Source organism: Citrobacter sp. CK198, assembly GCF_030333295.1.
Classification (GTDB): Bacteria; Pseudomonadota; Gammaproteobacteria; order Enterobacterales; family Enterobacteriaceae; genus Citrobacter_B; species Citrobacter_B koseri.
Window position 1 is genome coordinate 589808 of sequence record NZ_JAOWGE010000034.1, and the last position, 14174, is coordinate 603981.

Annotated in this window: 18 protein-coding genes; all 18 read left to right on the forward strand. The window is 57.9% G+C overall.

Annotated elements, in window-relative coordinates:
• Positions 1 to 12 precede the first annotated feature (12 nt).
• Genes OGY62_RS17805 through cobT form a run of 18 tightly spaced genes read left to right on the forward strand, consistent with a single transcriptional unit; the run spans position 13 to position 14151 of the window.
• On the forward strand, positions 13 to 645 hold the full coding sequence (locus OGY62_RS17805; RefSeq protein ID WP_012131778.1) for a cobalt-precorrin-8 methylmutase: 633 nt from the start codon (positions 13 to 15) through the stop codon (positions 643 to 645).
• Positions 642 to 1781: a cobalt-precorrin-5B (C(1))-methyltransferase CbiD gene (cbiD, locus tag OGY62_RS17810; RefSeq protein ID WP_012131779.1), complete on the forward strand. Its 1140-nt coding sequence runs from the start codon at positions 642 to 644 to the stop codon at positions 1779 to 1781. The genes OGY62_RS17805 and cbiD overlap by 4 nt, the downstream gene beginning before the upstream one ends.
• Entirely contained in the window at positions 1775 to 2380 is a 606-nt protein-coding gene (locus OGY62_RS17815) for a cobalt-precorrin-7 (C(5))-methyltransferase (RefSeq protein WP_286460354.1), read from the forward strand. The genes cbiD and OGY62_RS17815 overlap by 7 nt, the downstream gene beginning before the upstream one ends.
• On the forward strand, positions 2370 to 2939 hold the full coding sequence (locus OGY62_RS17820) for a decarboxylating cobalt-precorrin-6B (C(15))-methyltransferase (protein ID WP_047462740.1): 570 nt from the start codon (positions 2370 to 2372) through the stop codon (positions 2937 to 2939). The genes OGY62_RS17815 and OGY62_RS17820 overlap by 11 nt, the downstream gene beginning before the upstream one ends.
• Positions 2932 to 3705 carry a cobalt-precorrin-4 methyltransferase gene (locus tag OGY62_RS17825; protein WP_012131782.1) on the forward strand — a complete coding sequence of 258 codons (774 nt, stop codon included), beginning with the start codon at positions 2932 to 2934 and terminating at the stop codon, positions 3703 to 3705. Before OGY62_RS17820 ends, OGY62_RS17825 begins: the two co-directional genes overlap by 8 nt.
• On the forward strand, positions 3686 to 4741 hold the full coding sequence (gene cbiG, locus OGY62_RS17830) for a cobalt-precorrin 5A hydrolase (protein ID WP_047462746.1): 1056 nt from the start codon (positions 3686 to 3688) through the stop codon (positions 4739 to 4741). The genes OGY62_RS17825 and cbiG overlap by 20 nt, the downstream gene beginning before the upstream one ends.
• Entirely contained in the window at positions 4741 to 5466 is a 726-nt protein-coding gene (locus OGY62_RS17835; RefSeq protein ID WP_286460355.1) for a precorrin-3B C(17)-methyltransferase, read from the forward strand. Before cbiG ends, OGY62_RS17835 begins: the two co-directional genes overlap by 1 nt.
• Positions 5463 to 6248: a cobalt-precorrin-6A reductase gene (locus tag OGY62_RS17840; protein WP_012131785.1), complete on the forward strand. Its 786-nt coding sequence runs from the start codon at positions 5463 to 5465 to the stop codon at positions 6246 to 6248. The genes OGY62_RS17835 and OGY62_RS17840 overlap by 4 nt, the downstream gene beginning before the upstream one ends.
• 10 nt (positions 6249 to 6258) lie before the next feature.
• The gene (cbiK, locus tag OGY62_RS17845; RefSeq protein ID WP_012131786.1) at positions 6259 to 7053 is read left to right on the forward strand and encodes a sirohydrochlorin cobaltochelatase; all 795 of its coding nucleotides are present in this window, start codon (positions 6259 to 6261) and stop codon (positions 7051 to 7053) included.
• Positions 7050 to 7763 carry a cobalt-factor II C(20)-methyltransferase gene (locus OGY62_RS17850; protein ID WP_286460356.1) on the forward strand — a complete coding sequence of 238 codons (714 nt, stop codon included), beginning with the start codon at positions 7050 to 7052 and terminating at the stop codon, positions 7761 to 7763. The genes cbiK and OGY62_RS17850 overlap by 4 nt, the downstream gene beginning before the upstream one ends.
• Positions 7760 to 8497 (forward strand): cobalt ECF transporter S component CbiM, encoded by a 738-nt coding sequence (cbiM, locus tag OGY62_RS17855; RefSeq protein ID WP_012131788.1) that lies wholly within the window; start codon positions 7760 to 7762, stop codon positions 8495 to 8497. Before OGY62_RS17850 ends, cbiM begins: the two co-directional genes overlap by 4 nt.
• A 1-nt stretch (position 8498) precedes the next feature.
• Positions 8499 to 8780 carry an energy-coupling factor ABC transporter substrate-binding protein gene (locus OGY62_RS17860; protein ID WP_012131789.1) on the forward strand — a complete coding sequence of 94 codons (282 nt, stop codon included), beginning with the start codon at positions 8499 to 8501 and terminating at the stop codon, positions 8778 to 8780.
• A complete protein-coding gene (locus OGY62_RS17865) occupies positions 8767 to 9444 on the forward strand; it encodes an energy-coupling factor ABC transporter transmembrane protein (RefSeq protein ID WP_286460372.1) in 678 nt (225 codons plus the stop codon). Before OGY62_RS17860 ends, OGY62_RS17865 begins: the two co-directional genes overlap by 14 nt.
• Positions 9445 to 9452: 8 nt before the next feature.
• On the forward strand, positions 9453 to 10268 hold the full coding sequence (locus tag OGY62_RS17870) for an energy-coupling factor ABC transporter ATP-binding protein (protein WP_012131791.1): 816 nt from the start codon (positions 9453 to 9455) through the stop codon (positions 10266 to 10268).
• Complete coding sequence (locus OGY62_RS17875; RefSeq protein ID WP_200096576.1) at positions 10265 to 11785, forward strand: cobyric acid synthase; 1521 nt, start codon at positions 10265 to 10267, stop codon at positions 11783 to 11785. Before OGY62_RS17870 ends, OGY62_RS17875 begins: the two co-directional genes overlap by 4 nt.
• Complete coding sequence (cobU, locus tag OGY62_RS17880; RefSeq protein WP_012131793.1) at positions 11782 to 12327, forward strand: bifunctional adenosylcobinamide kinase/adenosylcobinamide-phosphate guanylyltransferase; 546 nt, start codon at positions 11782 to 11784, stop codon at positions 12325 to 12327. Before OGY62_RS17875 ends, cobU begins: the two co-directional genes overlap by 4 nt.
• Entirely contained in the window at positions 12324 to 13067 is a 744-nt protein-coding gene (gene cobS, locus OGY62_RS17885) for an adenosylcobinamide-GDP ribazoletransferase (protein WP_286460357.1), read from the forward strand. Before cobU ends, cobS begins: the two co-directional genes overlap by 4 nt.
• A gap of 25 nt (positions 13068 to 13092) precedes the next feature.
• Positions 13093 to 14151 (forward strand): nicotinate-nucleotide--dimethylbenzimidazole phosphoribosyltransferase, encoded by a 1059-nt coding sequence (cobT, locus tag OGY62_RS17890; protein WP_286460358.1) that lies wholly within the window; start codon positions 13093 to 13095, stop codon positions 14149 to 14151.
• Positions 14152 to 14174: the final 23 nt, after the last annotated feature.

The window sequence follows — 14174 nt, forward strand, 5'->3', positions numbered from 1 at the left end:
GGATAACAGACGATGCAATATATTCAGCAGCCCCAGGCGATTGAGGCCAAAAGTTTCGACATCATTGGCGAGATCATTCGCGAGACACGCCCGGAGTATCAGTTTGCCAGCCCGCTTCACGAAGCGATCATCAAGCGGGTGATTCACACCACCGCCGACTTTGACTGGCTGGATATTCTCTGGTTTTCCGATGACGCGCTGGAGCGACTCTGCGCGGCGCTGAGTCGCCCATCCATTATCTATACCGATACCACAATGGCGCTTTCCGGCATCAATAAAACATTGCTGGCGACGTTTGGCGGTGAATGCCGTTGCTATATCAGCGATCCGCGAGTCGTGGCGGAAGCAAAAGCGCAGGGGATTACCCGATCAATGGCGGCGGTGGATATTGCCGTGACGGAAGAGAGTGAAAAGGTGTTTGTGTTCGGCAATGCGCCGACGGCGCTGTTCCGGTTGCTTGAGCATGACGTTGCCGTGAGTGGCGTGGTAGGCGTGCCGGTCGGGTTCGTCGGGGCGGCGGAGTCTAAAGATGCGTTGACGAAAAGCGCGTTGCCAGCTATCGCAGCGCTGGGGCGCAAAGGAGGAAGCAACGTCGCCGCCGCGATCGTAAACGCCATGCTCTATTACTTGCAGGGGGCGCGATGAGCGATCAATCCTTCGACGCGCCTGTCTGGCACAACGGCAAAGCGTTGCGAAAAGGGTATACCACCGGATCGTGCGCGACCGCTGCGGCAAAGGTCGCCGCGTTGATGGTGTTACGCCAGCATCTGATTCATCAGGTCTCCATCGTTACGCCGTCCGGGGTGACATTGTGCCTGAACGTCGAGTCGCCGCACATCGAAGGGCGGCAGGCGATTGCCGCGATCCGTAAGGACGGCGGCGATGATGTCGATGCCACGCACGGAATGCTGATTTTTGCCCGCGTAACGCTGAACGATAGCGGCGAGATTACGTTGCAGGGCGGAGAAGGCGTGGGAACCGTGACGCGTAAGGGAATTGGACTGCCGGTGGGCAGCGCGGCGATTAATCGTACTCCGCGCCATACCATTGAGTCTGTAGTACGCGAAGCGATAGGCCCGGCGCGGGGCGCGGATATTGAAATTTTTGCCCCAGAGGGGGAAGAACGGGCGCAGAAAACCTATAACGCGCGCCTCGGTATTCTGGGCGGTATTTCGATCATTGGAACCACCGGCATTGTCACTCCGATGTCGGAGGAGAGCTGGAAACGCTCGCTGTCGCTGGAGCTGGAAATCAAACGCGCCGCCGGTCTGGAACGCGTTGTGCTGGTGCCGGGAAACCACGGCGAGCGTTTTGTGCGTGAACAGATGGGTATCGACACGCAGGTTGTCGTCACCATGAGCAATTTTGTCGGTTACATGATTGAAGAAGCGGTACGTCTGGGATACCGCCATATCGTGTTGATCGGCCATCCCGGTAAGTTGATTAAAATAGCCGCAGGGATTTTCCACACTCACAGCCACATCGCAGATGCCCGCATGGAAACCCTGGTGGCGCATCTGGCGCTGCTTGGCGCGCCGCTTGAGTTACTGACTCGGGTCAGCGACTGCGACACCACCGAAGCGGCAATGGAACACATTGAAGCATACGGTTTTCAACATATTTACAACCATCTTGCGCAACGCATCTGTATGCGCGTGATGCAGATGCTGCGCTTCACGAAAACGCCACCTACCTGCGACGCCATCATGTTCTCTTTTGATAACCAGATCCTCGGTAGCAATCGCCCGATCGAAGAGATTGTGGAGGAGATGCAATGCTAACGGTAGTGGGCATGGGGCCGGCAGGGCTGCATTTGATGACGCCAGCGGCACGCGAGGCCGTGGCGGATGCCGAGGTGCTGGTGGGGGGAAAGCGTCATTTATTGCAGTTTCCTGCGTTCACCGGCGAACAGTTTGTTCTGGGCGCCAATATTGCGGAATTGCTCAACTGGATTGCCGGGCAGCAGGACAAACGCATCGTGGTGCTGGCGTCCGGCGATCCGCTGTTTTACGGCATCGGGACGCGCATGGTGGCCCATTTTGGCATTGAGCGGGTGCGCATTATTCCCGGTATCAGCGCAGTGCAATATCTGTGCGCACAATCGGGTATCGATATGAACGATATGTGGCTGACCAGCAGCCACGGTCGCAGCGTCTGTTTTGATGAGCTGGCGCGTCATCGCAAGGTCGCGATGGTGACGGATGCCCGCTGCGGGCCGCGAGAAATTGCGACGCAGTTAATGGCGCGCGACAAGGGGCATCGCTGGATGGTGATAGGCGAAAACCTGGCAATGGAAAACGAGCGGATTCACTGGCTGCGCGTCAGTGAAGTCAATGCCGACTATGACATGAACGCAGTGGTGATCCTTGATGAAAGATGAGCTTTTTCTACGTGGCGAGAACGTGCCGATGACCAAAGAAGCGGTTCGCGCGCTCGCGCTGTCAAAACTTGATTTGCACCGTGCCAGCCATCTGATTGACGTAGGCGCCGGGACCGGGAGTGTGTCGATAGAGGCGGCGTTACAGCACCCTTCGCTGCACGTTACGGCGATTGAACGTAACCCGGCAGCCCTGCGGTTGCTGGATGAAAACCGCCAGCATTTTGCCTGCGGCAATATCGACATTCTGCCGGGTGAAGCGCCGATGACGATGACCGAAAAAGCGGATGCGGTGTTTATGGGCGGGAGCGGCGGCCATCTGACGACGCTGATTGACTGGGCTATGCGGCAATTGCATCCCGGCGGCCGTCTGGTGATGACCTTTATCCTTCAGGAAAACCTGAATACTGCGCTGGAATATCTGACACAGATTGGCATCCATGAGGTGGATTGCCTGCAAGTGCAGGTGTCGTCACTCACTCCCCTCGGCAATGGCCACTATTTCAAACCGAATAATCCTGTTTTTGTTATCGCCTGTCAGAAGGAAGAGAACCATGTCTGAGACATTTGATCCCCGCTGTGTATGGTTTGTCGGCGCAGGTCCGGGCGATCGTGAACTGATCACGCTCAAAGGTTATCGCCTGTTGCAGCAGGCGCAGGTCGTTATTTATGCCGGATCGCTGATTAATACTGAGCTGCTGGACTATTGCCCGCCAGGCGCTGAGTGCCACGACAGCGCCGAACTGCATCTGGAGCAAATTCTGGACCTGATGGAAGCGGGCGTGAAGGCCGGAAAAACGGTCGTACGCCTGCAAACGGGCGATGTGTCGCTGTACGGCTCCGTGCGTGAGCAGGGCGAAGAACTTACCCGGCGCGGCATCGACTGGCAGGTGGTGCCGGGCGTCAGCGCGTTTCTCGGCGCTGCTGCGGAGCTGGGGGTGGAGTATACCGTCCCGGAAGTTTCGCAAAGCCTCATCATTACCCGCCTGGAAGGACGTACTCCGGTGCCGGAACGTGAACAACTGGAGTCCTTCGCCAGCCACCAGACGTCAATGGCGATTTATCTCTCCGTGCAGCGTATTCACCGGGTTGCCGAGCGGCTGATTGAAGGCGGCTATCCGACCACCACGCCGGTGGCGGTTATCTACAAAGCGACCTGGCCGGAAAGCCAGACCGTGCGCGGCACGCTGGCGGATATCGGCGACAAAGTACGTGAGGCGGGTATCCGTAAAACGGCGCTCATTCTGGTCGGGAATTTCCTGGGGGATGAGTATCACTACTCAAAACTCTATGCGGCGGACTTTAGCCATGAATACCGTAAAGCCTGAATCTATAGCCCTGTTTTGTCTGACGCCCGGCGGCGTACAGCTTGCGAAGCGGCTGGCGGCGATGCTGCCGTTAACCTGCTTTACCAGTGAGAAACTGCTGGAAGACGGATTTATGCCCTTCGAAGGCGGATTTGCACAATCGGCCCGCGATGCGTTTGCTAACTATTCGGCGCTGATTTTTATCGGTGCGACCGGCATCGCGGTACGCGTGCTGGCACCGCTGGTAAACGACAAATTCAGCGACCCGGCGGTGGTGGTGATCGACGAACGGGGCCAGCATGTGATCAGCCTGCTCTCTGGTCATGCGGGGGGCGCCAATGCGCTGACCCGCTATCTGGCGGGCATGCTCGGCGCCGATCCGGTTATCACGACGGCGACTGACGTTAACGATATGGCGGCGCTTGATACGCTGGCATTTCAGCTCAATGCCCGGATGACCGATTTCCGCTCGGCGGTAAAAATCGTCAACCAGATGCTGGTCAGCCACCAGCGCGTCGGGCTGTGGTGGGATGAGGAGCTGGCAGACGATGTCAGTCACTGCGATCGACGCGGGTTCATCACCGTGACCGACCTGCATCAACTTCCTGAGCTTGATGCGCTGATTTGCATCACTTTGCGCAATGAATTGCCAGAAATCCCCGTCCGGCACTGGAAGCTGGTGCCGCAGCGGGTGGTCGCCGGAATCGGCTGTCGCCGCGATACGCCGTTCCCGCTGTTGGCAGCGCTGCTGGCGCGACAGCTGGAGGCGCAGAAATTTGATCCGCTGGCGTTGAAAGCGATTGGCAGCGTCTCGCTCAAAAAAGATGAGCAAGGATTAATCCAGCTTGCCTCCTGCTGTCGCGTTCCCTTTGAAACCTTTACCGCTGACGCGTTGCGTGAGCATGAACATCGCTTCCCGGCCTCCAGATTTGTGCGGCAAACCGTCGGTGTGGGCAGCGTATCCGGCCCGGCGGCCTGGCTGTTAAGTCACGGAAAACTGTCTGGCGAAACCCTGCGCGAACAGGGCGTCACTATTACTTTGGGAGTTTCACACTGATGTTAAGCGTAATTGGAATTGGCCCTGGCTCGCAGGCAATGATGACGATGGAAGCCGTAGAAGCCTTACAGGTGGCGGAAATTGTCGTTGGTTATAAAACGTACACCCATCTGGTAAAAGCCTTTACCGGCGACAAGCAGGTGATCAAAACCGGAATGTGCAAAGAGATCGAACGCTGTCAGGCGGCGATTGAACTGGCGCAGGCCGGACACAATGTGGCGCTGATCAGCAGCGGCGATGCGGGGATTTATGGCATGGCGGGGCTGGTGCTGGAACTGGTCAGCAAACAGAAGCTGGACGTTGAAGTGCGGCTGATCCCCGGCATGACCGCCAGTATCGCGGCGGCCTCCCTGCTGGGCGCGCCGTTGATGCACGATTTCTGTCATATCAGCCTGAGCGATCTCCTGACGCCGTGGCCGGTCATCGAAAAACGGATTATCGCCGCCGGAGAAGCAGACTTCGTGATCTGTTTCTATAACCCGCGCAGCCGTGGCCGTGAAGGTCATCTGGCGCGTGCTTTTGAACTGCTGTCCGCCAGCAAAAACGCGCAAACGCCGGTTGGCGTGGTGAAGTCGGCCGGGCGTAAAAAGCAGGAAAAATGGCTGACCACGCTCGGCGATATGGATTTTGAGCCTGTCGATATGACCAGCCTGGTGATTGTCGGCAACAAAGCCACTTACGTACAGGATGGTCTGATGATCACGCCGCGAGGTTACGTACTGTGAGTTACGGCGACGTGCTGGTTATGGGCGGCACCAGCGATGCCCGGATGCTGTGTCAGCAACTGGATGCGGCAAAGGTGGCATACACCCTGTCGGTTGCCACGCCGACAGGAAAGCAGCTGGCTGGCGACATTAAAGGTCAGATCCGCTGCGGGCGTCTGGAGCCAGAGGAGATGGTGGCCTGGCTGAAAGCGCACCGCACGCGTTGGGTCATTGATGCGTCGCACCCGTATGCCGAGGTCGTCAGCCGCAACATTATGCACGCCTGTGAACGCGCGGGGGTGTTGCTGAGCCGCTATCAGCGCCCGGAACAGCTCAGCGAGCTTACGCACCCGCTGTTGCACCATGTCCACACGATTGCTGAGGCCTGCGATGTGGCGCAGCGCTTTGGCGAACGCGTTCTGTTAACGACCGGAAGTAAAGATCTGGCGACCTGGCGAGCCGGGTTGCCGCACAAAAAACTGCTGGCCCGCGTCTTACCTGTTCCTGAGGTCATTCAGCAATGTGCCGACCTGGGATTTGGCGTTGGTGAGATTTTCGCCCTGTGCGGGCCGTTCAGCGCTGAATTTAACGCGGCGTTTTATCGTCAGTGCCAGGCCGATGTCGTGGTGACAAAAGCATCGGGGGCGGAGGGCGGTTATCAGGAAAAAGTTCAACCCTGTCTGGATGCCGGTATCCCCTGCATCGTGATTACCCGCCCGGCGACGCTTGTAACGGGTGATGAGTTACTGGAAAGTCAGGCCGCATTTGCGCAGCGTTTGGCGCGCTGGCTGGCCGCTGCTTAAGGAGTAAGAGATGAAAAAAGCGCTTCTGGTGGTGAGTTTTGGCACCAGCTATCACGACACCTGTGAGAAGAACATTGTGGCCTGCGAACGCGATCTGGCAGCCAGCTGCCCGGATCGCGATCTGTTTCGCGCGTTCACCTCCGGGATGATTATCCGCAAGCTCAAACAGCGTGACGGCATTGAAATCGATACGCCGCTTCAGGCATTGCAGAAGCTTGCTGAACAGGGGTATCAGGATGTGGCGATTCAGTCCCTGCACATTATTAACGGCGACGAATACGAAAAAATTGTGCGTGAAGTTCAGACCCTGCGCCCGTTATTTACCCGTCTTACGCTCGGCGTGCCGCTGTTGAGCAGCCATGCCGATTACGCGCAGCTGATGCAGGCTTTACAGCAGCAGATGCCAACGCTTGGCGCGACGGAGAAAGTGGTGTTTATGGGGCACGGCGCCAGCCACCACGCGTTTGCGGCCTATGCGTGTCTGGACCATATGATGACAGCGCAGCGTTTTCCGGCGCGTGTGGGAGCGGTTGAGAGTTACCCGGAGGTGGATATTCTCATCGGGAGCTTACGTCAGGAAGGCGTAACGGCGGTGCATCTGATGCCGCTGATGCTTGTCGCCGGCGATCATGCCATCAACGATATGGCTTCCGATGAAGAGGACTCCTGGAAAACGCAGTTCAACGCCGCAGGCATCCCGGCGACGCCGTGGCTGAGCGGTCTGGGGGAGAATCCGGCGGTACGCGCCATGTTCGTGGCGCATCTGCAACAGGCGCTGAATACGGCCATGGAGGAAGCGGCATGAGTGGAAAGCTGTATGCGTTAAGCACCGGGCCGGGCGCAGCTGATCTGATCACCGTGCGCGCGGCGCGAATACTTGGCTCGCTCGATATCCTCTACGCTCCGGCAGGGCGCAAAGGCGGCGACAGTCTGGCGCTCTCTATTGTGCGTGAGTATCTGGATGAGCAGACGGAAGTCCGCTGCTGCCACTTTCCGATGAGCGCCGACAGCGCGGAAAAAGAAGCCGTCTGGAATGAGGTAGCCGCAGCGCTGGTTCAGGAAGTGGAGGCGGGTAAACAGGTGGGATTTATCACCCTCGGCGATGCCATGCTGTTCAGCACCTGGGTCTTTTTACTCCAGCGGATCGGCAACCCGACGTGGCTGGAAATCGTTCCTGGCGTCACCTCGTTTGCCGCCATTGCCGCCCGCGCAAAAACGCCGCTGGCGATGGAACAACAATCGCTGGCGGTGATCTCCTGCACCGCGGCGGAAGAGACAATTCAGCAGGCGTTAAGACAGCATGACAGTCTGGTGCTGATGAAGGTCTACGGTCGCTTCGCGCGCATTAAAGCATTGCTGCAACAGGAAGGTTTGCTGGCGTGCGCCCTGATGATGGCGGAAGCCACGCTGCCCGGTGAGCAGTGCTGGCGTCACCTGAATGAGGTCAGCGACGAGCAGCCGCTGCCCTATTTTTCGACCATTCTGGTCAACAAACAGTGGGAGTATGCAGAATGAAACTTGAACAACAGCTAAAACAGCTGTCTTTCAGCGGGTTAGCTGCGGCGTTATTGCTGATGGTTGTCCCGGAGCAGGCGTTCGCCATGCATATCATGGAGGGATTTCTGCCGCCGATGTGGGCGTTGGCCTGGTGGGTGCTGTTTTTACCGTGCCTGTGGTACGGACTGGTGCGCCTGCGCCGTATCGTGCAGGAAGATAACAACCAGAAGGTGCTGCTGGCATTGTGCGGGGCGTTTATCTTCGTGCTGTCGGCGCTGAAAATTCCTTCTGTTACAGGCAGTTGCTCGCACCCGACAGGGGTAGGGCTTGCGGTGATTTTATTTGGCCCAGGCGTTGTGGCGATCCTCGGGGCGATTGTGCTGCTGTTTCAGGCGCTGCTGCTGGCGCATGGCGGCCTGACCACGCTGGGTGCGAACGGGATGTCGATGGCAGTTATCGGCCCCGTTGTCGGGTATCTGGTATGGCAAATGGCCTGCCGCGCCGGGCTGCGCCGCGATGTTGGCGTCTTTCTTTGCGCCATGCTGGCGGATCTGGTGACGTACTTCGTGACGTCGGTGCAGCTTGGGGTGGCGTTCCCGGACCCGCAGGCTGGGGCAATGGGTTCAGTGATTAAATTTATGGGGATTTTCTGCCTGACGCAGATCCCCATTGCGATCGCGGAGGGGCTGCTGACCGTCATGATTTATGACCAGTTGACCAAACGCCGGTTGATTACCGCACAAGGACATTAAGATGAAAAAGACGCTGATATTGTTAGCTATGGTGATTGCCCTGGTGATCCTGCCGTTTTTTATTGATCATGGCGGTGAGTTCGGTGGCTCTGACGGCGAAGCGGAAAGCCAGATCCAGGTGGTGGCGCCGCACTATGAACCGTGGTTCCAGCCATTGTATGAACCGGCCAGCGGTGAAATTGAAAGCCTGCTGTTTACGCTGCAAGGTTCGCTTGGCGCGGCGGTGATTTTCTATATTCTCGGTTACAGCAAAGGCAGACAGCGCCGTGATGACCGGGCTTGATCGACTCAGCTACCAGAGCCGCTGGCTTCATGTTACGCCGGTGCGTAAGTTTTTGCTCTGGTTGCTGATGATGATTCTGGCCTTTACCCTGCCTCCTTTGGGGCAGGGTATTGAACTGGCGTTCATCGCCGGGCTGAGCTGCTGGCTGCTGCGGATTTCGTTCTGGCGCTGGTGTCGCTGGATGGCGATACCGTTTGGCTTTTTAAGCGTGGGCGTGGTGACGATTTTATTCAGCGTGAGCCGCGATCCTCACTCGTTACTGGCAAGTGTTCCGGTTGGCGATTACTGGCTGGGGGTGACTTCGTCAGGGTTGAATACCGCCAATGAAACCTTCTGGCGCAGCCTAAGCGCGCTGGCGGCGACGTTCTGGCTGGTGTTGAATCTGCCGTTTCCGCAACTGATTATTTTGCTTAAGCGCGCGCATGTGCCACGGCTGCTGACCGAGCAGATCCTGCTGACATGGCGCTTTATTTTTATCCTGTTAGACGAAGCGCTGGCCATTCATCGCGCGCAAACGCTGCGTTTTGGCTATCGTAGTTTGCCGAAAGGCTATCGTTCTCTGGCAATGCTGGTGGGTTTGCTGTTTACGCGTGTGCTTATCCGCTATCAGCAAATGACCACCGTGCTTGATATCAAACTGTATCAGGGTGATTTTCACCTGTAAGGATTCGTATGCTTGCCACCTCCGGTCTCTGGTTTCGCTATCAGGATGAGCAGGTGCTCAAGGGGCTAACGCTGGATTTCTCCCCCCATGCGGTTACCGGGCTGGTGGGCGCGAACGGCTGCGGAAAATCGACGCTATTTATGAACCTGAGCGGTTTACTGCGCCCGCAAAAAGGCGAGGTTTTGTGGCAGGGAAAAGCGCTGGATTACAGTAAGCGCGGGCTGCTGGCGCTGCGCCAACAGGTGGCAACCGTTTTTCAGGACCCCGATCAACAAATTTTTTATACCGATATCGACAGCGATATCGCTTTTAGTCTGCGAAATCTAGGCGTGGCTGAGGATGAAATTGCCCGCCGCGTGGACGATGCGTTGACCCTGGTTGATGCGCAGCATTTCCGTCATCAGCCGATCCAGTGTTTAAGCCACGGGCAAAAAAAACGTGTGGCGATTGCGGGCGCGATGGTGTTGCAGGCCCGCTACCTGCTGCTGGATGAACCCACTGCCGGGCTTGATCCTGCCGGGCGCACGCAGATGATTGCGATCATCAAGCGGATTGTGGCGCAGGGGAATCATGTGGTTATTTCCAGCCATGATATTGATCTCATTTATGAAGTCAGCGATGCCGTTTACGTGCTGCGCCGTGGCGAGGTACTGGCATACGGTGAACCGGGGGAGGTGTTTGCACGCACTGAACTGATCGAACAAGCCGGGCTGACGCAACCGTGGCTGGTCAAACTGCATGCGCAACTGGGGTTGCCGCTGTGTAAAACGGAAGAAGAATTTTTTGGGCGTATGCGAGAGAACGCGCTGAAGGAGGCGTCATGACGCAGGCAGTAATGTTGCAGGGAACGGCATCAGATGTAGGTAAAAGCGTGCTGGTGGCGGGGCTGTGCCGCATCTTTTATCAGGATGGCCTGCGCACGGCGCCGTTTAAGTCACAGAATATGGCGCTGAATTCCGGCATCACGCCGGACGGCAAAGAGATGGGACGCGCGCAGATTTTTCAGGCGGAAGCGGCGGGGATTGCGCCGGATGTGCGGATGAATCCGGTCCTGCTGAAACCGACCAGCGATCGGAAAGCGCAGGTGGTGTTGATGGGCAAAGTCGCCACCGATATGGACGCGGTTAGCTACCATGAATATAAGCCGCGTCTGCGTGAGCAGATCCTCACGGTTTACAATAGCCTGGCGCAAGAATATGACGTTCTGGTGCTGGAGGGCGCCGGTAGCCCGGCGGAAATAAACCTGCGTGACCGCGACATCGTCAATATGGGGATGGCGGAAATGGCGCAATGCCCGGTCATTCTGGTGGCGGATATCGATCGCGGCGGCGTTTTTGCCTCTATCTACGGTACGCTGGCGCTGCTGCATGATAGTGAACGCGCCAGAGTGAAAGGGGTTATCATCAATAAGTTTCGCGGCGACGTGACGCTGCTCTACTCCGGCATTGAACAAATTGAAGCGCTGACCGGCGTGCCGGTTCTGGGCGTGATGCCCTGGCTGGAGGTCGATCTTGAAGATGAGGATGGCGTGGCGCTGCAAAAAGGCAAATACCTGCGTACCGATAGGCGTGATATCGACATTGCCGTTGTTCAGGTGCCGCACATCTCGAATTTCACCGATTTCAACGCGCTGGCGGCGCAGCCGGATGTTCGCGTGCGCTATGTGCGCCACCCTGAGGAACTGGCGGGCGCGGACCTGATAATTCTGCCGGGCAGCAAAAATACGCTTGGCGATCTGGTCTGGCTGCGTGAAAGCGCAATGGCGCATGGTGTGTTGCAGGCGCATCGTCAGGGCGTACCGGTGGCAGGCATCTGTGGCGGCTATCAGATGCTGGGCGACACCATTATTGATGAGGTGGAGTCTGGGCTGGGCACGCTCCCCGGTCTTGGGCTGCTTAATACCGTCACGCATTTCGCGCAGGATAAAACCACCACGCAGGTTGAAGGGCAGATGGCCTCTGCGCTGCCGGGATGGCTGGCGGCGGCGTCTGGCCTGGCGGTGCGCGGGTATGAAATTCATATGGGCGAGACGACACTGAACGCACAATGCCAGCCAGCCATGACGTTATGCAAAGGCGAAAACGCTATCGCTGACGGCGCGGTAACGGACGACGGACTGGTCTTTGGCACCTATCTTCATGGCTTGTTCGACAGCGATGCGTTCACGCGGGCGCTGGTCAATGGCCTGCGCGTGCGTAAGGGGCTGACGCCGCTGGATCACGCCTTCCATTACGCGCAATATAAATCGCAGCAGTTTGATCTGCTGGCGGATGCGATGCGACAACACATCGATATTGAGAAAATTTATACCATCATGCAGCAGCACCGGGAGCCCGTATGATGATTCTGGTGACCGGCGGCGCGCGCAGCGGGAAAAGCCGCCATGCGGAGGCGTTAATCGCGGATTCGCCGCAGGTGCTGTACATCGCCACGTCGCAGATTTTTGACGAGGAGATGGCGGCGCGGATTCAGCACCATCGGGATGGCAGACCGCCGCACTGGCGGACAGCGGAATGCTGGCGGCATCTTGATGCGCTGATTACGCCAGATAACGCCCCCGAAGAGGCCATTCTGCTGGAGTGTATCACGACCATGGTGACCAATTTATTGTTCGCGATGGGCGGCGATACTGACCCGGATAACTGGGATTACGCGGCGATGGAGCAGGCGATTGAAGATGAAATTCGCACGTTGATCGACGCCTGTCAGCGCTGTCCGGCTCAGGTGGTTCTGGTGACCAATGAGGTGGGTATGGGCATTGTCCCGGAAAATCGTCTGGCGCGACATTTTCGCGACATCGCCGGGCGGGTCAATCAGCGTCTGGCTGCGGCGGCGGATGAGGTCTGGCTGGTGGTATCGGGTATTGGAGTCAAAATTAAATGAGTAAGTTGTTCTGGGCGATGCTCGCTTTTATTTCGCGTTTGCCTGTTCCGACCCGTTGGTCTCAGGGGCTGGATTTTGAGGAGTATTCCCGCGGTATTGTGACATTCCCGCTAATCGGCATGCTGCTGGGCGCGATTGGCGGCCTGGTGTTTGTGCCGCTTCAGTCCTGGTGCGGCATTCCACTGGCGGCCCTGTTTTGCGTTTTGACGCTGGCGCTGCTGACCGGCGGTTTTCACCTCGACGGTCTGGCGGATACCTGTGACGGTATTTTTTCCGCCCGCCGCCGGGAGCGGATGCTGGAAATTATGCGTGACAGCCGCCTGGGCACCCACGGCGGGCTGGCGTTGATTTTTGTCCTGCTGGCGAAAGTGCTGGTGATTAGCGAACTGGCGCTGAGAGGCACGCCGATGCTGGCGGCGCTGGCGATGGCCTGCGCGGCGGGGCGCGGTGTCGCCGTATTGCTGATGTATCGTCATCGCTATGCCCGTGAAGAAGGGCTGGGCAACGTGTTTATCGGCAAAGTTACCGGGCGACAGACCTGCGTCACGCTGGGATTAACCGCTATTCTCGCGGCGATACTCATGCCGGGGATGCGCGGGGTCGCTGCGCTGGTGATCACTCTGGCGGCAATTTTTATTCTTGGGCAATTATTAAAACGCACATTGGGTGGGCAAACCGGCGATACGCTGGGTGCGGCGATTGAACTTGGCGAGTTGATCTTCCTGCTGGCTCTGCTGTGAGCCAGCCAACACGATGAGAACCCTTATGCAGACGTTAATCTCTTTACTCCGTGACATTCCCAAACCGGACAGCGGCGCAATGGCGCGCGCCCGGCAGCACATCGACGGCTTGCTCAAACCGCCGGGCAGCCTCGGGCGCCTGGAAGCGCTGGCCGTACAGTTAGCGGGGATGCCCGGTCTCAACGGCACTCCGCATGTCGGTAAGAAGGCGATGCTGGTGATGTGCGCCGATCATGGCGTGTGGGATGAAGGGGTTGCGGTCTCGCCGAAAGTTGTCACCGCCATTCAGGCGGCCAACATGACACAGGGAACAACCGGTGTTTGCGTACTGGCTGCTCAGGCCGGGGCAAAAGTCCATGTGATTGACGTCGGGATTGATGCCGACCCGATCCCCGGCGTGGTGAATATGCGCGTGGCGCGTGGGTGCGGGAATATCGCGACAGGCCCGGCGATGAGCCGCGTTCAGGCCGAAGAACTGCTGCTGGAAGTGATACGCTACACCCGCGAACTGGCGCAAAGCGGCGTGACGCTGTTTGGCGTTGGCGAACTGGGAATGGCGAATACCACCCCTGCGGCGGCGATCGTGAGTGTACTGACCGGTAGCGATGCCGAAGATGTGGTGGGGATTGGCGCGAATCTTCCGCTCTCCAGAATTGGCAATAAAGTTGAGGTTGTGCGCCGCGCTATTGCGGTGAACCGGCCCGATCCGCGTGATGGCGTTGAGGTGCTGGCGAAGGTGGGCGGTTTTGACCTGGTCGGTATGGCGGGCGTGATGCTGGGCGCCGCGTCATGTGGATTGCCGGTTGTGCTGGATGGTTTTCTCTCCTATTCTGCGGCGCTGGCGGCGTGTCAGATTGCGCCGGAAATTAAACCGTATCTGATTCCGTCGCATTTCTCGGCAGAGAAGGGCGCGCGGATTGCGCTGGAGCACCTGGAGCTGGAGCCGTATCTGCATATGGGAATGCGTCTTGGCGAAGGCAGCGGCGCAGCGCTGGCAATGCCCATCGTTGAAGCCGCCTGCGCGATGTACCGTAATATGGGGCAACTGGCGGCAAGTAATATTGTCCTGCCGGATGGTAAATAAAGATAAGCCGTATCGTTTCCCTT